Raw genomic sequence first — 22133 nt, forward strand, 5'->3', positions numbered from 1 at the left:
TTAAAGGAAACGCCGATTTTTTTTCTATATATTTCTTTATATGTTATTAATTAGTCGTACTATTATTTCTTTATTTTTCCATTTGCGTTAGTGCAGTTCGAATAGGTAGAATAGAAACTACAATTCTATTAAGAGCAAACATTATATAATTGCATAGGATGAAAGAATTTTACGATTGCTGCCTGAAGGAAGGCGAATATTTCTCGAAGAATAACGGAAACGGCTGGCGAAAAAGTAAAATTATTTTACAAATCCCGCTTGTTTTCATTAGAATTTCACTCTCTTTTTGTTATACTGTTCTATGTGCAGGGATAGCTCGTAGAAAATATATGAAGAAACTTATAAAAAGTAGGGGTTCGTATGTAACAACAAAGTTTGACAGCGTTCCTCATTAATAGTAAAACAATAACAGACTACTTCCACGTTAGGAGGAAAGCGTCATCGATACTCATTCATGGAAACGATTAGATCTTTCGTTAATATTGATTGTCATTACATTTAGTATCCTAAGCATCGTTTTCATTCATAGCAGCCAACAGACAGGTCAATATGGAAATCAAAACTTTGCGCTGAAGCAAGGGATTAACTATATTATTGGTTTCATCTTAATGTTTGCAGTAGCTCGAATTGATTCGGATCAACTTCTCAAATTAGCATGGCCGCTTTACATTATCGGATTTGCTTCTATATTACTATTGAAAGTTATGCCAAGTAGCATTGCCCCAACCATCTTAGGTGCAAAACGCTGGTACAGCATTCCGTTTCTCGGATCGATTCAGCCATCAGAGTTTTTCAAAATCTTTCTCCTTATTTTGGTTGCCAGCCTTGTCATTAAGCATAATAATATGTACTTTGAGCATACGATGCAATCGGATTTCCTGCTCATTGGTAAAGTTATTCTTGTCACTTTACCGCCATCTATTGTTGTTTACAGACAGCCAGATACTGGGATGGTATTCTTATACGCTGCCGGTGTTGCAACCATCCTTTTGCTTTCAGGCATACAAACGAAGTTAATTCTATGGCTTACCGCTTTGCCGGTCACGATTGGCGGAGCGCTCGTGTATATTTATTTACAATATCCGTATATCATCTTTCAAAAGCTAGTTCCGCTTTTAAAGCCTCACCAACAGGAACGGATTCTGGGCTGGCTCGCACCATCACAATTTAGTGATCAAGGCTATCAAACAGCCCAAAGTTTACTTGCTGCCGGCAGCGGCGGTTTAGTAGGAAAAGGCATCGGAAACGGTACTGTTTATATTCCAGAAAAACATACGGACTTTATATTTGCAACCGTTGCAGAGGAAGGCGGGTTTATTCTCGCAAGCATCGTTATTTGTATCTTCCTGCTGCTTATTTACCGAATCATTACCATCGCACATGCGTCTGATACACCATTTGGCGTATATATTTGTGCGGGCTCAGCTGTCATGCTATCCTTGCAAATCTTCCAAAATATTGGCATGATCGTCGGTCTCATGCCAGTAAAAGGGATTTCTCTCCCGTTCCTGACCTACGGAGGAAGTTCCTTATTCTCAAACATGATATTAATCGGAATCTACCTGTCGATCCGGAAGAGTTACAAGAAATACATGTTCTCGGCTGACTAGCAGAACAGAGATAACACTCTGTCCTGCTTTTTTTTGTCCATAAGCATCATCCTAATTTTTTACAAAAAAGAAAGTATTCCTTTCATTGTTTTTCAACTTCTATATGATAGAATTTTATTGTAGACAAGTCTTAAAAAAGGAGGGATGTTCATGGCGGAAATTAGTAATCAAGATCTGATGCAAGCAATATTGGAGCTTCATGGTGTAGTGAAACAAGTTCAGCAAGAAGTGATAGAGTTTAAGCAAGAAGTAAGAAATGAATTTGCAGAAGTAAAAAAGGATATCGTAGAAATAAAAAAGGATATCGTAGAAGTAAAAAAGGATATCGTAGAAATGAAAAAGGATATTGCAGAGATAAAAGTAGTTCAGCAAGTATTTCAAGACGAACTGTGGCGTCAAAAAACAGAGATTCAAACGATTAAAAATCAAATCAATATTTGAAGTTTGTTCATTCGCAAATCCCCTAATCTTCAACAAATATCACTTTCGTATCCCAAATAAAGCAAACAAACCTCGCTTCGTTTGCGAGGTTTGTCTATCTATCGTATATTCTAGTGAATGCTTATCCCAGTAAGTCCCCCTACCTTGAGGAAGTTTCACTGTATCATTTTCAAAAATTCGACATCTGATATAACAGTGATTCCGTTTCGTCTAAGCAAGGCTGCGGTTACGCCTTCCCCTGCTTTTTTAATAGAAGAAAAGGTTCCGTCGTGGATCATGCTGCTGCCGCAAGAGGGGCTGTCTTCCTTTAGAACCACATATGAGGCATGTACATCTTTTGCGACTTTCAATGCTTTCTGTGCTCCGTTTAAATAACTACTCGTTACATCTACGCCCGATTTTGTTACAACAGTTGCTTCGCCGTCCAGTACATCTGAACCTGAGCCGCCGACAATTTCTGCAGGCTCCCGTGGAGTAGAGAATCCACCTAGCATTTCTGGACAAACAAGCATGGCTTTTTTCTCTTTTACTAGCGTTTCTAATTTGGAAATAACATGGTGCGTACCATTATATCGACAGGAAATACCTGCTAAACATGAACTCACGACAATCATTCTATGCATCTCCTACTTTTAAGACTTACCCTCTATTATAAAACACAATCCGCGTATCTGACACAGCCGGCCTTTTTTACAACAATAAACCGTTTACAAATGACGAAAAGACGATTTGAATATTCTGTTCACAAAATATTCAAAAATATGACATATTTAAATCAAAATTTGAAATGAAGGAAACATATTGTAGTGGTTTGGTATATTCTGTATAATTTGAATTGTATATAAAATTTTTTCCGAAAAGGAGACTATATGATGCAAACAGAGATTGTCCGCGCTCCGAGGCCAAAACGAAAATGGATTATTATCGGGGTCATTGCGCTAATCGTGCTTGTTGTAACGATTAATATCGTTGTAGCGCAAGGGAAAAAGAATAGTGTCCAAAGTAATTTGAAGTTTGTTACAGCGACTGCGAAAAGTATGAACAATACGAAGCTTATTTCAGGTCGTGTAGTACCCGGTAACATTGAAACGATATATGCAGATGGGACAAAAGGAAAAGTAAAGGATATCTATGTTAAGGAAGGCGATGAGGTCCAAAAGGGCCAAAAGCTGTTCTCCTACGATAGCCCGGAACTTGCACTTCAGATCAAGCAAGCAGATCTTGATAAGCAGGTAACGGACATGCGTAATAAGCAAATATCGGATAAAATCGATTCGTTGAATCAGGACATTCAAAAGGCAAAGGATGCAAATGCAGGGGCTCCTGTCTTGCAACCGCTTGAGGCACAAGTATCTGACTTAGAAGGGCAGCTGAAAACTACCAAACTTGAAAAACAAAAAAGTGATCTGCAGCAGCAAGAACTACAGAATAAGCAAGATGATTTGATCGTGTACAGCAAAAGTAACGGGATAGTTCAAAAGCTTGATCGTGATGCAGCAGAAGGATCTAACCAATTGCAGCCAAAGCCGTTCATCCAAATTGCTTCGAAAGATCCATACCAAATTCAAGGAACGTTAACAGAACTGCAAAAGTCACAAATTCAGAAGGACCAAGCCGTAACGATTACAGCGAAGGCGGTTGCGAACAAAACGTGGAAGGGTAAGATTACAGAAGTAAGCCAGTATCCGACAACAGCAGATGCGGGACAGCTGAGTGCAGCAGATAGTGCACAGTCGCAAACCGTATCGAATTATGCGTATAAGGCCTCACTTGAATCCCAGGATGGTTTATCACCGGGTTATCATGTGTCCATGCAAGTTAATATTTCTTCGAGTAAACTACTTGCCGTTCCAAGAGGCAGTATTTTAGAGGAAAATAACGAATCATACGTATTTCTAAACGATAACGGCAAGCTGAAGAAGACGAAGGTTACAACAGGCCTTAGCGATGGAGAATTCATCGAAGTAACCGAGGGAGTAAAAGAAGGAGATAATGTGGTTGAAAACCCTTCATCCAAGCTGCAAGACGGAACGGATGTGAAGTAAAATGATTAGCCTTAAGCACATTTATAAAACATATAAGCAAGGTCCTTTGGAAGTACCGGTTTTGCATGATATTAATGTTGAAATCAAAAGCGGTGAGTTCGTGAGTATTATGGGACCATCAGGATCGGGTAAATCTACCCTTATGAATATTATCGGCTGCCTCGACCGCCGGGCTGAGGGAGAATACATATTAAATGATGTTAATGTATTAAAGGCCGATGAGCCACATTTAGCTCTGCTGCGCAACCAATTTATCGGCTTTGTTTTTCAGCACTTTCACTTGCTTCCGCGCTTAACAGCACTGGAAAATGTTGAGCTTCCACTTGTATATGGAGGGGTCGGTAAGCAGGAACGACGCGAGAAAGCTCTTGATGCCTTAGCAAAAGTAGGTCTTGCCGACCGCGTAGACCATTTGCCTAATCAGCTATCGGGAGGGCAAAAGCAGCGTGTTGCGATTGCACGCAGTATCGCAAATAAACCGGGCTTTATTTTGGCGGACGAGCCGACCGGCGCACTAGATAGTAAATCAGGCGCACAGGTCATGGATATTTTTACAAAACTGAACGAAGAAGGAACGACAATTGTTATGGTTACACATGAAGATGAAGTTGCTGCGTATTCCAAACGCCGGATTGTGTTGCGTGATGGAAAGATTATACAAGATAGGAGTGAATGTAATGAGCTTGCTTGATAGTATCAAAATAGCCATATCTTCTATTCTTGCACATAAGCTTCGCTCCACACTCACGATGCTAGGGATTATCATTGGTGTCGGCAGCATTATTACGGTTGTGGCAATTGGGCAAGGCGGAGAAGCAGCATTAAAGTCGCAAATTGCCGGTGGAGGAAATAATACGATTCAGCTGAACTTTAAGCCGGATACGCAGGACGTCTTTGCAAATCCGCTGGAACAGCAGCCTACCTTCAGTCAAGAAGATCTGATGCTGCTAAAGAAAATTCCGGAGGTCGCTTCAGTCATTACCACTAACAGCGCCTATGACCCAATAGATGTAAATGATAAAAAAACAAATCTACAAATTTCCGGTATTACAAATGATTATTATTCGGTCAACAAGCTGACTCCTGTGAAGGGAAGATTGCTAAATAACAGCGATTTTTCCCAAGCAAATAATGCGATTATAATTAACCAAAAGGCAGCTGATGAATTGTATCAGAAGGAAGATCCTGTTGGGAAGATTATTGAGCTAAAGGGACAAACCTTTCAAATTGCAGGAGTTTATAAGGCGAATGATGATATATTTGGCTTTAGCCTACCAGCAGCCATTATCCCGCTATCCATCTGGCCGGTTGTGTACGGAACGGATAATATTCAATCCGTAACAATCCAAGCGAAGGACGTAACGCAAATTGAAGCAGCTGGTAAGAAGTCAGTAGATCTCTTAAATGATCGCAAGTCTAGCGATGTAAAGGGAAAATATGAGGTAATTAATATGGCTGACATTCAAAAGAGCATCTCGAAGGTAACGGGAATTATGACCGCCATTATCAGCGGTATTGCCGGTATTTCTTTACTTGTAGGCGGAATCGGTGTTATGAACATTATGCTTGTATCCGTTACAGAACGAACACGCGAAATTGGTATTCGTAAGGCACTAGGCGCAACGAGGGGGAAAATTCTACTCCAGTTCCTGATTGAGTCGATGATGCTCACCTTGCTTGGCGGGATGATTGGTATTCTACTAGGCGTCGGCGGAGCTTATATCGTATCCAGCATTGCGAAATGGCCACCGCTCGTTTCTTGGCAAGTTGTTTTAGTTGGCGTTTTATTCAGTATGACCATCGGCATTATCTTTGGTCTTATCCCTGCCAATAAAGCCGCAAAGCTCGATCCAATCGAAGCCTTGCGTTATGAATAGATAATAAAACTAAAGGAGTGTGCACAATGGAACCAAATGTGACAATTGAAGAAGTATCGCAAAAACCGTCTTTACTTAAAATGCTTACCTCTCCAGGCGAACAATTTGAACGAATGAAAGGGAAAGTAAAAATCGCAGTCCCAATGATTCTGATCATCCTTGTATCGGCATTGCTAATTGGAGTTATTGCATACTTCCAAACAAAATCGCCTGCATTCACGCAAGCAGCTGGAATGACACCTGAAATGGCAAGCACCACTAGCATGATCGTCATGATCACAGCTGTCGTTGGCGGCATTATATCTATGTTAATCGTTTATTTTCTAGGAGCAGCCATTTATAAAATTATCGCCATGATTACGGGCAGCGACATCACATACACAAAAATATTAGCAATCACTGTATACGCAAGTGTCATCGGGCTTGTAGGAACACTTGTTAATGTCCTACTTATGACCGTACTTGGCGGAACAGATCCTTCTTACACAAGCTTAGCTCCACTGTTTCAAAAAGGAACCGTTATGTATGCACTCGGCGGTGCACTTAATATTTTTTCTATCTGGCAATACGTTGTGATTGCCCTAGGACTTCAAATTGCCGGGGACATTCCAAAGAACAAAGCCATCGGAATCGTCGTTACAATTTTTGTATTAACTACGTTACTAGCAGTTGGCACGACAGCTTTCAGTTCCATGATGACTGCGAATATACCACAGCCATAAGATAGGTAATGAGGAAGCCCCTTCGGCAGAAGCCGAAGGGGCTTTTCAATTAGAAGAAAGAGAAACAGAAGTTGTTTATTATCGAAACCAGCAAGTTTATTATCGAAAATCAAAATTTATTATCGAAACCAACAAGTTTATTATCGAAACTAATAATTTTACTATCTCCACATAGCGGGATATATAATTAAATTCTAAAAATTGTATTTCTCGTTGGAATTGTCTAATACAAATTTCAAATTTCGCCTTATGGAAAATGGGATAACCCATAGAAGCTTAGGATATTCTCAACCGTGAGAGTTTTACATTTTTACGATATGGTGATGGTACCGCGGAATAGATGAGAAAGAGGCGCGCGTCTTTTTTGGAAAGGGCGTTAGATGAAACCTCGTTCATTTGAGGAAGCTGTATCGTTATATGATCGATTAATTAAGGGCCAAATTAAGAAGCTCCGTTTGTATTATGATTACGACGAGTATTATCAGTGCGGATTAATTGGATTGTGGAAAGCGTATACGAAGTTTGATAAGGATAAGGGAATCTTTGGAGCTTATGCGTATTATACGATCCGTGGATATTTGTTCGCGCAAATGGATAAAGAAAAGCGGTATCGTCATCGGCATATATGCTGGGACCCTACGATTCCTATAGGGAGTGGGGTAGTACGTACAGATGACTTCTCCGAATATCTAACCATACTAAATGAGAAGGAAAGATACGTGATTGCAGAAAGGATCGGACAATCTCGAAAGCTTATTGATATTGCCCGTGAACAGAGCCTATCTTATGATCAAGTACGATATATTTATGCGAATGCCATCGAAAAACTTCGGAAGGAATATGGAATAGAGCCGGAAACGAGAAGGGAAAAGAAGAAAAAATAGGGAAGAAACGTCCATAGTAAATGTGACCCAAATCGATTGTATTTGGGTCACATTCTCAAACAAATTCAATTTGTTCCTAATAGTTTAAAGTGGGTTAAAATATGTGCAGCTTTCCATAGCTGTTGTTTTGATTTATAGATGCTTACGTTTATGAGTAATTCTTCGTCGTTGTGAAATTGAAGCAGGGTTTGTTTGCTTTGTTTTTTTAAGTCTTTGACGTGTGCGTAAAAGTACCAGATGCAGTCCCATTTACGAGGAGATTCGGCTGGAATGGCGCATATACGATGTTCTAAGCAGATGGGTACCGGGATATTCTGTTTAAAGGATAATAGAGTTTTAATGGCATCAAGCTTTCCTTGAAAGCTTGTCCCGGAGCGAAGGCAAGCCTCTTCGAGCAGTTCCATACACGTAAATGTAGAGAAATATACACCGTCCTTATCCCAGACCTTTGTTTTGTAATGAGGATGAGCTATATGTTGCAACGCCATTGTAGTAGCTGTAATGTAATTGTAGTTCAACGCGTCTGCCTCCTTATCCTATCATTCCTGTTCATTGTATATGGAGAATATTAACTTTCTATGCTATTATGCTTATTATTTTTTGCGTATTTTGTAAATCTTATGTATAAGAATGTAAATATAGAAAATTTTATACGATTAATAGACAAAAAATAGGACTTAATAATTGTTTTTCCTGAATAATCTAGTATACTTATATTGTATTTTCCTAATTGTGTACAAATTGTGACGTCTTTTGACATAGAATTCGTTATTAAGAACGTTTTTGTAAGTTTTAACGTATTATTTGTAAAAAAATATAATTTTGTAAATTATTTCATGCTTTGCTATTATGAAAATATAAAGAAAGGAGAGGAGTGATCATGGTGAATGAAAAGAAAAAACAAATGATGTTTAATATTATTGCAGGTGTTATTGTTCTTGCAGCTATTATTACAATTGTATTAGGTAATAAGTATTATAAACATAAAGTACATTCTGATACTGCTAGTGCTGCCCCTGTTTCCATTCAAGTACAGATGTAAGTTTAGCAAGGAATAGGTAGAAAAGATAACGATGGTTTTCTGGGCACAGTTGTTCTTTTAATAGAACAATTTGTAAGGCAAGAATGACATTTTTTGCAGAATACATTGACTCTCAGACCATTCTTTCCTACCATAAATGTATGAAACTATGGGGGTGGGATTCTGGGTGAAGAACTTTCTGCAAAAGAGTGGTAAGATTGCAATTCTATTAACCATTATACGAATATACTTAGGGATTAGCTGGATGCTGCAGGGATCCGGTAAAATATCCAGTAAAACGTTTGACGCAACGATGTTTTTAAAGTCTGCAGTAGAGAAAGCTACGATAACTGGCATGGACGCAACGGTGCAAGGTTGGTGGGCTTTTATTGTGAAAACGTTCTTTTTACCGAACGTCGACGTGATTAACTATCTCGTTCCGGTTTCTGAATTATTTGTTGGGATTGCTTTAATTAGTGGCACGTTTACGCGCCGCGCTTTATATGTTGCACTTTTATTTAATTTTATGTATTTATTATCCGGCTCTCTTACTATCAATCCACAAATGATTTTACTTTCTCTGTTTCTATTAAAAACAGGAGAGAATTCAGGTCGAATCGGAATCGACGGTTGGATTATTTCGAACGTGAAAAAAAGAATCCACGCTTCCAGTGCCAATGCGTAAGGACAAGCAGTTGTTTATACAACTGCTTGTTTTATTAGGAACGATTCATTCATAAGTATACTGTAGGGGAGTTTACATAGGAATGAAGGAGAACGGAGGATGCGGAAGGTTTTGTTCATTGTTTTACTCATGGGCATTGCAAACCGTTTTTTGCTGCTATCCGCATCAAAATAAAAGTGTCAACGAAAAAATTTGTTTTTCGTTGACACTTTTTCGTTTTTCATGTATCCAACTAACAAAATTGAAAATACCTAAAATGGATTAATATTACCAAATATGGTATAGTTATACAGAAATCGATATAGTAACCGTTTGTTTTCTCCCCCTGCTTATATAACTTTCACCTATTACACAACCCCTTAGAAATCGCTAAAAATAATTTGTGATTTATTGTACAAAAATGACTAATCTTACTTCTTGTCAAAGTTGAGTATTTTCCTTATGTAGCCAAGATTGATAATGTAAAATCACGTAGAGGAGAGAATTTTCATGGACAGGAATAAGTATCTAAAATTAAACGGTCAAACAGTTGCAATATTAGGAATTACAGTGACTTTATTTTTATCAGCGCCAGTACCTAGTAAAGCATTAGAGAATACGGCTACACCTGTTAAAGTAGCAGAAACTACGTCTAGTAAAGTAACAGATAATGTATCTAGTAAACCAGCAGACAATACGTCTAGCAATGTAACAGACACTCCATCTCCATCTAATAAGAAAGAAGAAAACATAACTCCACCTAGTAAAACAGTAAGTAATGCCTTAACAACTAATCAAACAGCCGACAATATACCACCTATAACGAAAGTGCAAGAAAATCAAATCATTGAGATTACTTCGGGAAACGGCATATGGTCTGTCCCTTACGGCTTGTCAGGTGCAAACTATATTGGCTCTACAAATGACTATGCTACAAAAGAAGTTCAATTAATTCAGAAGATGACACTGAATAATGTGCTATGGTATCAATTTAGTGTAAACGGTAAAGTCATAGGTTGGTTGGATAGTAGAGTGCTAAGTCATTTAACAAATATGCAAGAAATCAATGAAGATGCAGTAATGGGTGCAACGTCAACGAATGGAATATGGTCCGTACCATACGGTGTTAACGGGGCATATTACATAGATACAGCAGATAGATACGCTTATCGAGATATGAAACTAGTAGAAAAAGCGAATTTTGGAAGTATAACATGGTATAAATTCAGTGTAGACGGGAAAGTGATTGGTTGGATTGACGCGAAAGCATTAGATAAAGGAGAAGTAATTCCTTCTAATTTAACTGTCATGATTGGAAACACTTACAATAATGGGGTATGGTCTGTACCGTATGGTATTGTAGGAGCAAGTTATTTAGGAAATACAAACGACTATGCTTATCAAACCGTACAAGTCATAAAGTCAGTAAAAAGAGGAAATACAACTTGGTATCAAGTAAGTATAAACGGAAAGGTAATCGGTTGGATAGATGGTAAGAATGCTGTAACGGATGCTGAAAACGTACCGGTTGAAAACAATATAGTAATGATTGGTGGTTCTGCAGGACCTTCAGATGGGGTTTGGAGTGTACCTTACGGTGACTATAGCGCTAAATGGATAGCATCTGTAAGTGATTACAGTTACAAACAAGTTGAAGTTCTTCAAAGTATAAAGAAGCAGGGTGTAACTTGGAGCAAGATTAAAGTAGATGGTAAAGTTTTAGGTTGGATTGATGCTAGGACATTGTCAAACATGATAATAAACAATGAAGATAGAGTAGCATTAATTGGAGACACAAATGGTCATGCTGTTTGGACGTTACCATATGGTGAAAAGAATGCTCAATATATTGCACCTGCAAGTAGTTTTATAAATAACCCTATACATATTATTGAGAGTTTAAGATTAGGTAATGTAAACTGGTATCATTTTAAAGCAGACGGTTACGGAGAAGGTTGGATTGATGCACGTGCCATTTCAGTAGCTACTGATATACGAACAGTAGATGGAATTTATCATGTATCAAGCTCTCAAGATCATGGGGTATGGACAAGACCTTATGGTATGCAAAACGCTTCTTGGGCTGGTTCAGCTTCAGATTTTACTAATATGAATTTAACCATACGAATGGCGATCAATTACAACGGTGTAACATGGTATGAATTTATAGACCAAAAAGGCCGAATGAATTGGATAGACAGTAGAGCAATGAGTAATGGTTCTGTTTATCCGCATTTAAATGTTCCCATTATTGAGCAACGTGACCCTTATTTCCCTTCACGAAATCTAATTTCTGGATGTGAAATAACAGCTGTAACCATGATGTTGCAATATGCAGGTGCAAATGTAGATAAGGTGCAACTTGCGTATGAAATGCCATATCATTCTTACGACCCGAACCAAGGATATGTTGGAAACCCATTTGGAAGCGGTTGGACGATTTATCCACCTGCTCTAATGAATTTAGTAACGAAGTATACGGGTAGTGCGATTAATTTAACTGGGCAAGATGTGAAAGACCAACTAAGCAAAAACCACCCTGTTGTAGCTTGGATGACTATGCACGGGTTTACTGTACATGCTATTACACTTACAGGATTTGATGATAACAATATCTATTACAATGACCCCTGGACAGGTGAGAAAGATGCTAGAATGAGCCAATATGACTTTTATTACAATTGGTCTACACAAAATAAACGGGCTATTTCATATTAACCTTTAGAATTAGACTTGTCTTATTATAAATACTTCATTCATATGTATAGCAGTAGGGGAGTTTACATAGGAAAGAAGGAGAGTGTTGGATGCGGAAGGTTTTGTTCATTGTTTTACTCATAGCGGCTGTGCTGTATTTAGGAACAAGCAATCCTTCGCAGGAAAGGTTCGTTGCCTGGGCCTCGCAGCAATTTATGCAAAATAGCTCCTTTCACCAATCGTTAGAAAAGACTGCTGCCGAGGAGCCAAACAGCCTATGGGGAGAGCTGGCGAAAATGGGAAAACAGCTAACAGACCAAGTTGTTACGCCGCAAGTCGGCCATTTGATTGATATGTATACGACAAAGAGTGACTATGTGATCTGTTCGATCTTTACAACCGAATACACGATTGCAGGAAAAACGTACAGATACGTTACGCTCGGCATAGCGAACCGTTTTTTGCTGCTATCCGCACCGAAATAAGAAAAAGGAGCTGCATGTGCAGCTCCTTTCCCGTTAGACTAGAATATTTACATCGTTTATCGTGCGCTCGATCACACGAGCCCCTTTCTTACGGGCATTCGTGCCAAGATGGCGGAACACATCAGAAGTCAAGATTGTATCCATAACAGAATTGACAGCAGCTTTATCAACAGGAGTTGTTGGCTGATCGACTGTGAATGTTATGACTTTGCCGTCTTCCTTTAAAAATTGCAGTTCAAGAACGATCATTGTTTTTCACCTCCTTTGCTAGGGGAGTCAGCTTATGATGACGAGCTCACCCGAGTGAGAGGATTTGGGTAAGCTTCGCCAGCTTTTACATTTGGATCACATCTGCTGTACTGATCGTCTGGATTCCTTCTAGGCTAAAGCCTTGAAGCGATGCTAACGCTGTTGCAACCGTGAGCACCTTGTCTGCCGGAGCATCCATCTTCACAAACTTGTACACCTTGTTTTTCATGATTGCCTTTCCGCTTGGACTCGTCCCTGTATTTAGCACTAATCGTAAATTCATATCGGAAACCATTGTTTGTGCTGCCATTCGTATCACCTCCCTTCGCTTAATAAATAAAGCGAAACTTTGGAAAAGTGGGGAGATGTTTAGAAAATTCGTTCAAAACGTGTAGAAGCTCCCACAAATGGGAGCTTCCTTATCCTTGTATGGGGAATGTAATGATGATTGTGGTGCCTTTCTGTAGTTCACTTGTAATGTGAATGGTTCCACCATGTGTTTCGACAATTTGTTTGGCAATGGCCATGCCAAGGCCAGAGCCTTTATGGGATTCTCCGGTATTCGTTCCGCGATAGTAGCGTTCAAATAGGTGTTCCAGCTCTTCCTTTGGAATTCCCTTCCCGTTGTCTGCAATGGTAAGGATAATCTCGTCCTCTTGCTTAAGGGAGATGCGGATGCTTGTACCCTCAGGATTGTGTACGATCGCGTTAAAAAGCAAGTTATTGAAAGCCCGTTGCAGGAGTAAGGTGTCACAGGAAAATAGAATCTCCTCTAGATAAGGTTCATACTGTATGGATGTGTGCTCATAGGATGGGTGGTTCAAAATATGAATGATGGCCTCTCGCAGCACTTCCACGAGATTGGTTGGCTGCTTGCTGATCGGTATGCTTTCCAGCTGATAGGTTAGCTTTAAGTCTTCCGTTAATTGTTCGATGTAAGCTGCTTTATTCCAAATGATTTTGGCGTAATGAGCTCGTTCCTCTGGTGTAAGAGTATAGTCACTGTCCAACAGAAGCTCGGAATAGCCTTTCACCGAGGAGAGCGGTGTTTTCACATCATGTGTAATATTTGTAATCCAGTTTTGCCTCATCGTTTCAAGCTTCCTTTGCTTCTTTTCATTCGTATCGAGTGTACGGGAGAGGAGGTTAAGACTGCGATATACATTTCCAAATAATCCGGTTTCTTCGTATGGTTTGATATACTTTTGCTGTGCTAACTTTCGAATACTATCCATGATTTGGGATACAGGATTCACAATTTGAAGACTAAACAAATAGCCTACTATCACCGCAACAAGCAGAACGATTAGGAAGGTAGTAAGGAGATCCTTTGCTAATTGATCTCCGTTAAAACTTAGCCAAAATCGATATACTTTTTGCTCTGGAAACGCCACGATATAGGTTAGCTTTCTATTTTGTATTTCTTTCATATCGGTAAAAATAGTGTAGCCTTTATTACTCGATGTATCCCTAAGTGAACCTGCATTTTTGTTATAGAAAAGAAGTTCAGCTGGCGTGTAGTGGACCGGGATACTACTCGGTTTAAATTGACTATATAGCTCCGTACCATTTTCATCTAAAACCTGAATCCATCCATGATTCGCCTCAACTGTCTGCAAATAGGTATTATCGATTTGAATGCCTGCACTCGTTAAATCCATATGGTCCGAAATATGATAGGGAATATCCGTCGTTGTTAAGGTTTTGTTTGGATTAAATGAGTCCTTAACTAAAAGATATAAATTGAAAGAGACGAAGGCGATAATTGAGAATGTAATCGTAATGATCAGGGCAATTAAAAAGCGGGCGGTTATTTCCCATTTTGTACTATTCATTTTTTGACATAAGCTTGTAGCCAAGCCCCTTCATCGTAATAATATGAACTGGATGACTCGGATCGTCTTCTAGTTTCTCGCGTAAATGACGAATATGCACCATAACGGTATTATCATAGCCTTCATAATATTCGCCCCAAACGTGGTCATACAGCATCTTTCTACTTAAAATGCGATTGAGATTTTGCGCCATATAAAGGAATAGAAGATACTCCTTCGCTGTTAATGTAACAGGCTTTCCAGCTTTCGTTACTTCACCCGTTTCGGTATCAATGACAATATCGGTTATCGTTAGGACGGCTTTTGTTTGCTGCTTTTGTATATATTGACCACGGCGCAGCTGGGCCTTTACACGAAAGGCAACTTCCTTTGGGCTAAACGGTTTTGTAATGTAATCATCACCGCCAACGCCAAGGCCGAGTAGTTTATCAAAGTCATCCGTTTTGGCAGATAAAAACAAAATCGGGGCAAAGGTGAATGTCCGCAGTTGTTTACATACCTCATAGCCATCTACATCAGGCAGCATAATATCAAGTACAATCACATCTGGGTCTATCTCTTTACAGAGGGATATGCCATCCTCGCCGCAAGTTGCTTTGTATACATTCGTAAGACCTTCATTTCGCAGCACCGTTTCGACTAAATCTAAAATTTCTATTTCATCATCAATTAGTACAATTTTTTTATCACAAAGTCGTTCTACCTGTATCATGTATCGTTCACTCCATGTCTTTTAATAAATGGGCGCTTCTTCCATTATAACGATTGGATTCAGATATGCGTAGATTCTTACACGATATCTTTCTTTTGAAAATAGAAAAGGCCCATCGTAACAAATACAAGAAAGAGAACGATACAACTAGCAAACATCGTAGTATGATTGGTTGCTTGTGAAAGGGCGATATTCATCGGATAGGCCCACGGGTCATAGATCCAGAATCGTTCGGACTGACCGATGAGAAAGCTAGATAAGGTAAGCAGTGTACCAAGTCCGAATGGAATCGAGACATGTGCCACATGAAAGCTGATGACAAATTGGAAGGCAATCATCGGCAGAGCTGCGAGAATCATTTGGAAAGGAACCGCGATTATTGCTGCCGGTAACGGTTGGTCTATATGCAATGTATACCCCGTTCCGATAAATGCGATCAGAAAGATCAACGTGCATAGGAGCAGAAGCATGATCCCGATACTTAGCTTGGCGAAATACACTTGTATTCTTGTAACCGGAAGGGCAAGCAGCTGCTTCCAGCCGTTGTGACTATACTCCACTCTCGTAAGAAGGATCATGATGATGACAATCGTAAATGGCAGCATAATCGTAGAATAGGATACGAGACTTAAAAGTGATAGTAGCTCCCAAGAAGGAGGCTTCTTCGTTTGCAAGATAAATAGTCTACCAAATAGCACAGAGAATAATGGAAGTAGCAGTATAATCGGGATAATTTTTGAGCGCTTTAATTTTAGCCATTCGATTTGTAATAACTGGTTCATTGCGCATCCCCTCCTACAATATCTCGTTTTGAAAATTCTATGATGCTGCATAATAGGATAACGAGTCCCCATAGCAACCCGCCAAATACCGCTGTTGTAACGTTCTCAGCACCTAGTAGTGTGTATGTATAGGGAAAGAAAGAGGACACATTCTTCGGAACCACCGATGCTAGTATCAGACCAAATATACTTACAAGCGGTGAGGCAAGAAATTGCGGGGAAGATGAGCTCACCCAATTTTGAATAGCGGCAAGTCCAATCACAGCCCCGCACTGAGAAAGAACGTAATTGCCATACAGCGTGAAATCGATTGGCTCTGGGAATCCAACAACCTTCCCAACTACTAATAAGCCAAGGATGTTTGTAATAACGAGCAGGAAGGAAAGGAGACAGGTAACGATATATTTTGACAGTAACGCGGTACTTCTAGAAATCGGTAAGCTAAGATTCTGCTTCCAGGCATTTTGCTTGTATTCGGTATGATAGATTGCAGCACTTATTACCGCGATAAAGATTGGGAAGAAGAACCCCCATCCAAGCACGCCATGATATTCTTTTAGCAGGATATACCACGATGAGATTCCTTTTGTCTTTGCCACTCCAGCTAGGTAGGTATGATAGCGGATGAACATATCGAGAAACATCGCGCCCGTCGTTCCAAGCGGAATCAAAATCAATAAGAAGGGCAGTGCACTCCGTTTTTCCTTCCCTATATCATTTTGTATGCATCGAAGCAGCATCATCGGAATTCCTCCTTTTCAGTAAGTGCTAGAAAAATGTCTTCTAAGGTTTCTTTCTGTTGGCGGAGATGGTAGACATCATGCCCGCTCATCACAAGCTCACGATTTAGTTCTGCAATATTTTTCGCTTCATCTAACATGACATACTGATCTTGGACCCATGGTTTGTATCCTTGCTTACGTAATTGTTCTGTTGCCCCTTCTAATGGGCGAACTCCTATTTCAAGATGGGAGGCTCCTTTCTTCCGTAATTCCTGGATAGATCCTTGAAAAATAAGGATTCCCTTATGAATAATGCCAACATGATCTGCCAAAAGCTCCACTTCGCTCAAATGATGGCTCGATAATAGAATCGTTGCACCTAGTTGCTGCGGAAGCCGTTTTAGTAAATCACGAATTTCCTGAATTCCTGCTGGATCTAAGCCGTTCGTTGGCTCATCTAAAATAAGCAGCTTCGGCTTCCCAAGAAGCGCTTGCGCAATACCAAGCCGCTGCTTCATCCCAAGAGAAAAGGTCCGAACAAGCTTATCCTTTACAGCAGAAAGCCCCACAATTTCCAATGCATCAGTAATTGCTTTTTTATCAACTTGGAGAATCTTCCGTGTACATTCAAGATTTTCATAGGCCGTCAAATGACCATAGTAGGAAGGCGACTCCACAAGAGAACCAACCTCTCGTAAAATATCCGTTCGATGCAAAGCAAGTGATTCTCCGAAAATCGTAATATCCCCGCTCGTCGGCGTAATCAGACCAAGCAGCATACGAATCGTCGTCGACTTCCCCGCACCATTCGGCCCTAAAAAACAGAAAATTTCCCCCTCTGGCACACGCAAACTTACATCGTGAACCGCTGTAAAACTACCAAACTGTTTCGATACTTGATTTGTCATAATAACATGCTCCATATGTACGCCCCCTCTTCTTTGTACTAATTGTATAAGTTGCTCATTAACTCTATCTTCAATCTACCTTAAGTTCTTCTTAAGTTAGGGGGGAAGGAGAGGAGGACAAGGGTTAACGGCGGAAACGAGAAGTTTAACGGCGAAAAAATGAGGTGTAACGGCGAAAATCATGGAGTTAACGGCGAAAGTCGTGTGCAGAGGAGGAAAAAAGGTGGTGTGCAACATTTTAACGGCGGAAATAGGAAGTTTAACGGCGAAAAACGTGGAGTTAACGGCAAAAGGCGTGTGCAGAGGAGGAAAAAGAGGGCAGGCAACATTTTAACGGCGGAAAAAAGAAGTTTAACGGTGAAAAAATAAGGTGTAACGGCGAAAAACGCAAAGTTAACGGCAAAAGTCGGGAGTGGAGGAGGAAAAAAGAGGGAGTGCAACGTTTTAACGGCGGAAAAAAGAAGTTTAACGGCGAAAACCCAAGGTGTAACGGCGAAAAAATAAGGTGTAACGGCGAAAGTCGGGTGTGGAGGAGTAAAAAAGAGGGAAGGAAACGTTTTAACGGCGGAAATAGGAAGTTTAACGGCGAAAAAATAAGGTGTAACGGCGAAAGGCGGGTGTGGAGGAGTAAAAAAGAGGGAGGGAAACGTTTTAACGGCGGAAATAGGAAGTTTAACGGCGAAAAAATAAGGTGTAACGGCGAAAGTCGGGTGTGGAGGAGTAAAAAAGAGGGAAGGAAACGTTTTAACGGCGGAAATAGGAAGTTTAACGGCGAAAAAATAAGGTGTAACGGCGAAACTACCGGAGTTAACGGCAAAAGCCGTGTGCAGAGGAAGAGAAAATGAATAATCCCCGCCTATTCATTAGGCGGGGATCTACTAACCACGGACCAGCGACCAAGGAATGTAACTTGTTCCTAATCCCAATCTTTAAACCTCGTAATAATTTGTTCCTTTTTCGTTTGGAGGAAAGATTTTTTATCTGTGTTCTTTTTCTGTTTCTGCAATTCATAGAAACTAGCAAATCCAATTAACGTTAAGCCTGCGATGATGAGGTATCCCCACCAAGGGAAATTCCCCCAATATGGTCTGGTTTGTAATAAGACGTTTAATAGTAATACACCGATGCCGACGAAGAAATACGATTTCATGCGATAATGCATGCCGCCTAACATAGAGGCTAATGATAAAACACCGATAATAAGAGCATCATAGATGGTATTGCTCTTTAAAGCATCAGTAACCAAGATATAGGTGACAATCAGCAGCACAATCGATTGAATCGTATTCATTTGCTTTTTATAATCTTTCCAAGTATGTCTGCTTAAGAAAATCGTTAATCCGATAAACGGCAATGTATATAGCTCTGTTCTAATATATTGATTTACATCGAATTCCTTTAAAATGATATAGTACGGCAATAATAGAGAAATGGCAGTAATGGTTTTGATAATCCGTTTTTCTAAAGTCGATGTAAATCGATTGATTAGCGTATATAAGCTGTAAACAATCAATAGAGAAGGAATTAGCTTAAACCATAATGGATCTTCGTCAGAAATGATGACAACTAATATAATGATATAAATCCAAGAAGTCATTGTATACCAATCAATTTGTGATCGATTCGCGAGTTGTTTATAGGCAAATTTACCGAATTGATGCAGTGCGAAAAATGCTACTACGACTAATCCAATCTGTAGCGGTTTTTCAATGAAAAATAAGTAACGAACTAAGAAAATGGTGGCGATAAGTAATGGGATAATCGTAAATATCCGCCAATTTCTTTTGTGCAATACGTATAAAGTAAGGATGGTATAGGAAATAAAGAGTCCGAAATGGAAGATGTCCATTATAAAAGGAATACCTATCAATAACCCTACAATCGTTTGGGGTATCAAGTACCAATCGATTCTTTTTTTCCAAGTTTCGTTTACCGATAACCATAATAGGGCGATGATCCCAGTGACAATAGGAAATAAATACTCACTCGTAATCAAATTGTCCAAATTATAATAAATGAGCATTAAATAAATAATAATTGGGAGCGTTGTAAAGGATGCATATAAAAATAATTTAATTTCTTGTTCATTTTTTTGTTTTAATGTGCTGTAAATGTATGCTCCTAACGCCATGAAAAGCAGTGCTGGATGTAAATGTTTGAAAATAATAAGAAATACAGTGAATAGGAAAGCACCTATTAAATAAACATGTGCTGTCCAGAAAAAATAAGGTTTTAACTCTTGGATTTTTCTCCCCACATATTCATAAACCAATAATAAAAGAATCGGAATAAGTAATACATAAAGGGTGTACAATGTGTTTTCTAATTTTAAGGTGACGGTCAATGATGATAAAAAGAAGACGGAAGTAATACTTACAAAAGTCCATAGAGCGTCCTTCTTCATTTTATATACTAGTAAAATATAAATAGCGATTCCACCCAAATAGATACATGATGTTATAAAAGGATGATTATAAAGTTCTAGCGGACTCATTACTATACTGAGTGTATAAATGGCAGTTGCTGTTAAGAAAGTACTGTTATCTAAATCAAGCTGTTTTCTAGATTTCCAAACATAACTGATGGCTAATAATAGTAACCCGCTAATGGCGAAAAGACCCATGCTTCCTATATTGTTTACAATATGTCTTTCTGCATACTCGAAAAAGCTAATCAATGATAATCCCCAACTAATCGGATTTACCCAAGTTGTAATCTTTTTCAAGTTTTTGTTCTTCGTATGATGATAAGTAAGTAGTGCAATACAACCAAATGCGAAAAAGAGAATAATAGAATGGGTTAATGTCCCACTAGCAAAGAAGATCGACAGTACCATCGTTCCAATCGAGATGATGAAGCTACTTGTTTTTATCGCAGTAAAGTATTTAAAATGATTTTTTAAATAAAAGACAACATACATAATCGTTGCCATCGTAAACATATATAATGATCCATAGTTTTGGACTTTGAATAGGACGAAATAGCTTTGAAAACAAGCTGCCATTAAGAAAATGGGTGCTAAATATCGGAAGATTTGTTGTTTCGCAATATTGGATAACCAAATATAATTGATCGCGATGATGAGGTAAGCAAAAAATAAAACAATCGAATCCCCATCAGAACGTAATAAAAGTCCTTGAATACTGATAAAAATAAAGGCAAAACATGAGATAATGCCGCTTGTTACTTGGAATACCCTCTGGATATAGGCTTCTTTATTTGCGTATTGTTGAAAAATTAAATAAAGAATCCCAATCAAGGCGAACCCTATATAATCAATCGATGATAAGAAGGAATTTTGGATTAATTGATACATTCCATAGACAAAAAGAAAGGTGAAAATATAATGATAATGCCTTGCTTTATTAACAAATACCATTGAAAGATAAAGAACTGCTGTAAGTAATAGATTAAAACTATAGAAAGTAGCATTTTCAAAGATGAATAACATGAGTAAAGTACTTAAAATTAAGTTTATTTGAGCAAACAGGAATAATTCTTTCGTAAATAGGGCAAAACTCTGGTTGTCTTTCAGTTTATAATAGCAAAATAGTAAAAGAGCATTGTATAGCATCATCCCGAGATAGAAAAAATCACGCGGTAAATAAGCTAGTAAAAAGCTAACCCCGATTGTGGCAGCAAGATAGGAAAACCAAACAAATAATCGATGCTTATACTTTGTAGCGATAAAGGTGTATAAAAGTAAGCAAATGCCGCTGCTGACAAAACCGAATACATATCTTCCTCCACCATATAGCGAAAGCCATGTTCCTAATAATTCAAAAAAACCGATAGAAAGAAAAGTGATTGGTAGAAATAAACTACCTAATGTCAGAAAGGCAAACGCAGTTTTATGAATATGTAGGTATTTTTCAGCAATATAACTACTACCAAAAAATACGATGGACACCAATGAAACGAATAATACTTTTAATACATTATTCATAGAGTGCCAATTGCTTGTGCCAAATACTAACCCGCCAATAAATAGTAAAATAACCCCCAAAATTAAAGACCAAGAAATATTTCTTTCTCTTATTTTTTCTGGTGTTAGCGTGTTTTTGGGTTTTATCGATTTTGGCTGTTCCTTCACTATTTGTTTTGGAACAACTACTTCTTTTTCGTGTTTTCGTTCATCAAGGTCTTGTAAATAAAGATTGTAGGCAGTTTCCATTTTGTTAAAATTAAGTTCATCAATATATTTTTCCTCTTTTAAGGTATGTAGTTCCTCTTTAAATACCTGCCTTCGGAAAGTTGAATCCCTTTTCTGCATATGTATTCTCCTTCAACTCGTTTTCATATTCCTAAATTTTTCATTAATTCCCTATATTATAACAAATTTCGGAATTATCAGAAAGAAAGGGAGCGGCTTATTGAATCATATGCGTAAAACACTATTAAATTCCAGAGTACCAGCGAAAGTCGGGAGGTGGGTCCGTTTTAACGGCGGAAAAGAGAAGTTTAACGGCGAAACCACCG

At 38.8% G+C, this 22133-nt stretch carries 22 protein-coding genes; 12 read left to right on the forward strand and 10 right to left on the reverse strand.

The window, feature by feature from the left end; all coding sequences use genetic code 11:
• Nucleotides 1-440: 440 nt before the first annotated feature.
• Together ACM5BR_RS12655 and ACM5BR_RS12660 are read left to right on the forward strand one after the other, a co-directional pair.
• Nucleotides 441-1610 (forward strand): FtsW/RodA/SpoVE family cell cycle protein, encoded by a 1170-nt coding sequence (locus ACM5BR_RS12655; RefSeq protein ID WP_416828599.1) that lies wholly within the window; start codon nt 441-443, stop codon nt 1608-1610.
• 150 nt (nt 1611-1760) lie between these two features.
• Entirely contained in the window at nt 1761-2051 is a 291-nt protein-coding gene (locus ACM5BR_RS12660; RefSeq protein WP_416828320.1) for a hypothetical protein, read from the forward strand.
• Between the two features lie 155 nt (nt 2052-2206).
• Here the strand turns inward: ACM5BR_RS12660 and ACM5BR_RS12665 are convergent, their stop codons facing one another.
• Complete coding sequence (locus tag ACM5BR_RS12665; RefSeq protein WP_416828321.1) at nt 2207-2665, reverse strand: 2-thiouracil desulfurase family protein; 459 nt, start codon at nt 2663-2665, stop codon at nt 2207-2209.
• Nucleotides 2666-2923: 258 nt separating this feature from the next.
• Here ACM5BR_RS12665 and ACM5BR_RS12670 point away from each other — a divergent pair, with 258 nt between their 5' ends.
• The 5 genes from ACM5BR_RS12670 (at nt 2924) to ACM5BR_RS12690 (ending at nt 7579) form a co-directional block, all read left to right on the forward strand.
• Nucleotides 2924-4096, forward strand: coding sequence for an efflux RND transporter periplasmic adaptor subunit (locus ACM5BR_RS12670; RefSeq protein ID WP_416828322.1), 1173 nt, complete (start codon nt 2924-2926; stop codon nt 4094-4096).
• A gap of 1 nt (nt 4097) precedes the next feature.
• Nucleotides 4098-4787 (forward strand): ABC transporter ATP-binding protein, encoded by a 690-nt coding sequence (locus ACM5BR_RS12675; protein WP_416828323.1) that lies wholly within the window; start codon nt 4098-4100, stop codon nt 4785-4787.
• Nucleotides 4774-5973, forward strand: coding sequence for an ABC transporter permease (locus ACM5BR_RS12680; protein ID WP_416828324.1), 1200 nt, complete (start codon nt 4774-4776; stop codon nt 5971-5973). The genes ACM5BR_RS12675 and ACM5BR_RS12680 overlap by 14 nt, the downstream gene beginning before the upstream one ends.
• Before the next feature lie 26 nt (nt 5974-5999).
• Nucleotides 6000-6695, forward strand: a complete 696-nt coding sequence (gene yknW, locus ACM5BR_RS12685; protein WP_416828326.1) for a YknW family membrane protein — start codon at nt 6000-6002, stop codon at nt 6693-6695.
• Between the two features lie 380 nt (nt 6696-7075).
• Nucleotides 7076-7579 (forward strand): sigma factor, encoded by a 504-nt coding sequence (locus ACM5BR_RS12690; protein WP_416828328.1) that lies wholly within the window; start codon nt 7076-7078, stop codon nt 7577-7579.
• Between the two features lie 65 nt (nt 7580-7644).
• Here the strand turns inward: ACM5BR_RS12690 and ACM5BR_RS12695 are convergent, their stop codons facing one another.
• Nucleotides 7645-8097 carry a competence protein ComK gene (locus tag ACM5BR_RS12695; protein ID WP_416828329.1) on the reverse strand — a complete coding sequence of 151 codons (453 nt, stop codon included), beginning with the start codon at nt 8095-8097 and terminating at the stop codon, nt 7645-7647.
• A gap of 362 nt (nt 8098-8459) precedes the next feature.
• Here ACM5BR_RS12695 and ACM5BR_RS12700 point away from each other — a divergent pair, with 362 nt between their 5' ends.
• The 4 genes from ACM5BR_RS12700 (at nt 8460) to ACM5BR_RS12715 (ending at nt 12446) form a co-directional block, all read left to right on the forward strand.
• Nucleotides 8460-8621 (forward strand): hypothetical protein, encoded by a 162-nt coding sequence (locus ACM5BR_RS12700; RefSeq protein ID WP_416828330.1) that lies wholly within the window; start codon nt 8460-8462, stop codon nt 8619-8621.
• Between the two features lie 166 nt (nt 8622-8787).
• The gene (locus tag ACM5BR_RS12705) at nt 8788-9285 is read left to right on the forward strand and encodes a DoxX family membrane protein (protein ID WP_416828331.1); all 498 of its coding nucleotides are present in this window, start codon (nt 8788-8790) and stop codon (nt 9283-9285) included.
• Nucleotides 9286-9774: 489 nt separating this feature from the next.
• Nucleotides 9775-11982, forward strand: a complete 2208-nt coding sequence (locus tag ACM5BR_RS12710) for a GW domain-containing glycosaminoglycan-binding protein (RefSeq protein WP_416828332.1) — start codon at nt 9775-9777, stop codon at nt 11980-11982.
• Nucleotides 11983-12071: 89 nt separating this feature from the next.
• On the forward strand, nt 12072-12446 hold the full coding sequence (locus ACM5BR_RS12715; RefSeq protein WP_416828333.1) for a DUF4359 domain-containing protein: 375 nt from the start codon (nt 12072-12074) through the stop codon (nt 12444-12446).
• 33 nt (nt 12447-12479) lie between these two features.
• Here ACM5BR_RS12715 and ACM5BR_RS12720 read toward each other — a convergent pair whose 3' ends face one another.
• The 7 genes from ACM5BR_RS12720 to ACM5BR_RS12750 form a co-directional block, all read right to left on the reverse strand.
• Nucleotides 12480-12695, reverse strand: coding sequence for a DUF2922 domain-containing protein (locus tag ACM5BR_RS12720; protein WP_416828334.1), 216 nt, complete (start codon nt 12693-12695; stop codon nt 12480-12482).
• Between the two features lie 85 nt (nt 12696-12780).
• The gene (locus ACM5BR_RS12725; RefSeq protein ID WP_416828335.1) at nt 12781-13005 is read right to left on the reverse strand and encodes a DUF1659 domain-containing protein; all 225 of its coding nucleotides are present in this window, start codon (nt 13003-13005) and stop codon (nt 12781-12783) included.
• A 109-nt stretch (nt 13006-13114) separates the two neighbouring features.
• Nucleotides 13115-14554, reverse strand: coding sequence for a sensor histidine kinase (locus tag ACM5BR_RS12730; protein ID WP_416828336.1), 1440 nt, complete (start codon nt 14552-14554; stop codon nt 13115-13117).
• Nucleotides 14523-15242 (reverse strand): response regulator transcription factor, encoded by a 720-nt coding sequence (locus ACM5BR_RS12735; RefSeq protein WP_416828337.1) that lies wholly within the window; start codon nt 15240-15242, stop codon nt 14523-14525. The genes ACM5BR_RS12730 and ACM5BR_RS12735 overlap by 32 nt, the downstream gene beginning before the upstream one ends.
• 77 nt (nt 15243-15319) lie before the next feature.
• On the reverse strand, nt 15320-16024 hold the full coding sequence (locus ACM5BR_RS12740; RefSeq protein ID WP_416828338.1) for an ABC transporter permease: 705 nt from the start codon (nt 16022-16024) through the stop codon (nt 15320-15322).
• Complete coding sequence (locus ACM5BR_RS12745) at nt 16021-16767, reverse strand: ABC transporter permease (RefSeq protein ID WP_416828339.1); 747 nt, start codon at nt 16765-16767, stop codon at nt 16021-16023. Before ACM5BR_RS12745 ends, ACM5BR_RS12740 begins: the two co-directional genes overlap by 4 nt.
• Nucleotides 16764-17669, reverse strand: coding sequence for an ABC transporter ATP-binding protein (locus tag ACM5BR_RS12750; RefSeq protein WP_416828340.1), 906 nt, complete (start codon nt 17667-17669; stop codon nt 16764-16766). The genes ACM5BR_RS12745 and ACM5BR_RS12750 overlap by 4 nt, the downstream gene beginning before the upstream one ends.
• Nucleotides 17670-18088: 419 nt before the next feature.
• On the opposite strand from ACM5BR_RS12750, the gene ACM5BR_RS12755 reads away from it, so the two are divergent.
• Nucleotides 18089-18499, forward strand: coding sequence for a hypothetical protein (locus tag ACM5BR_RS12755; protein ID WP_416828341.1), 411 nt, complete (start codon nt 18089-18091; stop codon nt 18497-18499).
• Between the two features lie 71 nt (nt 18500-18570).
• Here the strand turns inward: ACM5BR_RS12755 and ACM5BR_RS12760 are convergent, their stop codons facing one another.
• Entirely contained in the window at nt 18571-21927 is a 3357-nt protein-coding gene (locus ACM5BR_RS12760) for an SCO7613 C-terminal domain-containing membrane protein (RefSeq protein WP_416828342.1), read from the reverse strand.
• Between the last annotated feature and the right edge of the window lie 206 nt (nt 21928-22133).

Source organism: Ectobacillus polymachus (assembly GCF_048159605.1).
GTDB classification, from domain to species: Bacteria; Bacillota; Bacilli; order Bacillales; family Bacillaceae_G; genus Ectobacillus; species Ectobacillus polymachus.

What these genes read in the sequence shown, in the direction of transcription:
- ACM5BR_RS12660 (WP_416828320.1), top strand. Translation starts at nt 1,761, where the DNA reads ATGGCGGAAATTAGTAATCAAGATCTGATGCAAGCAATATTGGAGCTT.
- ACM5BR_RS12735 (WP_416828337.1), bottom strand. Translation starts at nt 15,242, where the DNA reads ATGATACAGGTAGAACGACTTTGTGATAAAAAAATTGTACTAATTGAT.
- ACM5BR_RS12760 (WP_416828342.1), bottom strand. Translation starts at nt 21,927, where the DNA reads ATGCAGAAAAGGGATTCAACTTTCCGAAGGCAGGTATTTAAAGAGGAA.
- ACM5BR_RS12675 (WP_416828323.1), top strand. Translation starts at nt 4,098, where the DNA reads ATGATTAGCCTTAAGCACATTTATAAAACATATAAGCAAGGTCCTTTG.
- ACM5BR_RS12700 (WP_416828330.1), top strand. Translation starts at nt 8,460, where the DNA reads ATGGTGAATGAAAAGAAAAAACAAATGATGTTTAATATTATTGCAGGT.
- ACM5BR_RS12670 (WP_416828322.1), top strand. Translation starts at nt 2,924, where the DNA reads ATGCAAACAGAGATTGTCCGCGCTCCGAGGCCAAAACGAAAATGGATT.
- ACM5BR_RS12680 (WP_416828324.1), top strand. Translation starts at nt 4,774, where the DNA reads ATGAGCTTGCTTGATAGTATCAAAATAGCCATATCTTCTATTCTTGCA.
- ACM5BR_RS12710 (WP_416828332.1), top strand. Translation starts at nt 9,775, where the DNA reads ATGGACAGGAATAAGTATCTAAAATTAAACGGTCAAACAGTTGCAATA.
- ACM5BR_RS12720 (WP_416828334.1), bottom strand. Translation starts at nt 12,695, where the DNA reads ATGATCGTTCTTGAACTGCAATTTTTAAAGGAAGACGGCAAAGTCATA.
- ACM5BR_RS12665 (WP_416828321.1), bottom strand. Translation starts at nt 2,665, where the DNA reads ATGATTGTCGTGAGTTCATGTTTAGCAGGTATTTCCTGTCGATATAAT.
- ACM5BR_RS12740 (WP_416828338.1), bottom strand. Translation starts at nt 16,024, where the DNA reads ATGAACCAGTTATTACAAATCGAATGGCTAAAATTAAAGCGCTCAAAA.
- yknW (WP_416828326.1), top strand. Translation starts at nt 6,000, where the DNA reads ATGGAACCAAATGTGACAATTGAAGAAGTATCGCAAAAACCGTCTTTA.
- ACM5BR_RS12725 (WP_416828335.1), bottom strand. Translation starts at nt 13,005, where the DNA reads ATGGCAGCACAAACAATGGTTTCCGATATGAATTTACGATTAGTGCTA.
- ACM5BR_RS12745 (WP_416828339.1), bottom strand. Translation starts at nt 16,767, where the DNA reads ATGATGCTGCTTCGATGCATACAAAATGATATAGGGAAGGAAAAACGG.
- ACM5BR_RS12750 (WP_416828340.1), bottom strand. Translation starts at nt 17,669, where the DNA reads ATGGAGCATGTTATTATGACAAATCAAGTATCGAAACAGTTTGGTAGT.
- ACM5BR_RS12690 (WP_416828328.1), top strand. Translation starts at nt 7,076, where the DNA reads ATGAAACCTCGTTCATTTGAGGAAGCTGTATCGTTATATGATCGATTA.
- ACM5BR_RS12715 (WP_416828333.1), top strand. Translation starts at nt 12,072, where the DNA reads ATGCGGAAGGTTTTGTTCATTGTTTTACTCATAGCGGCTGTGCTGTAT.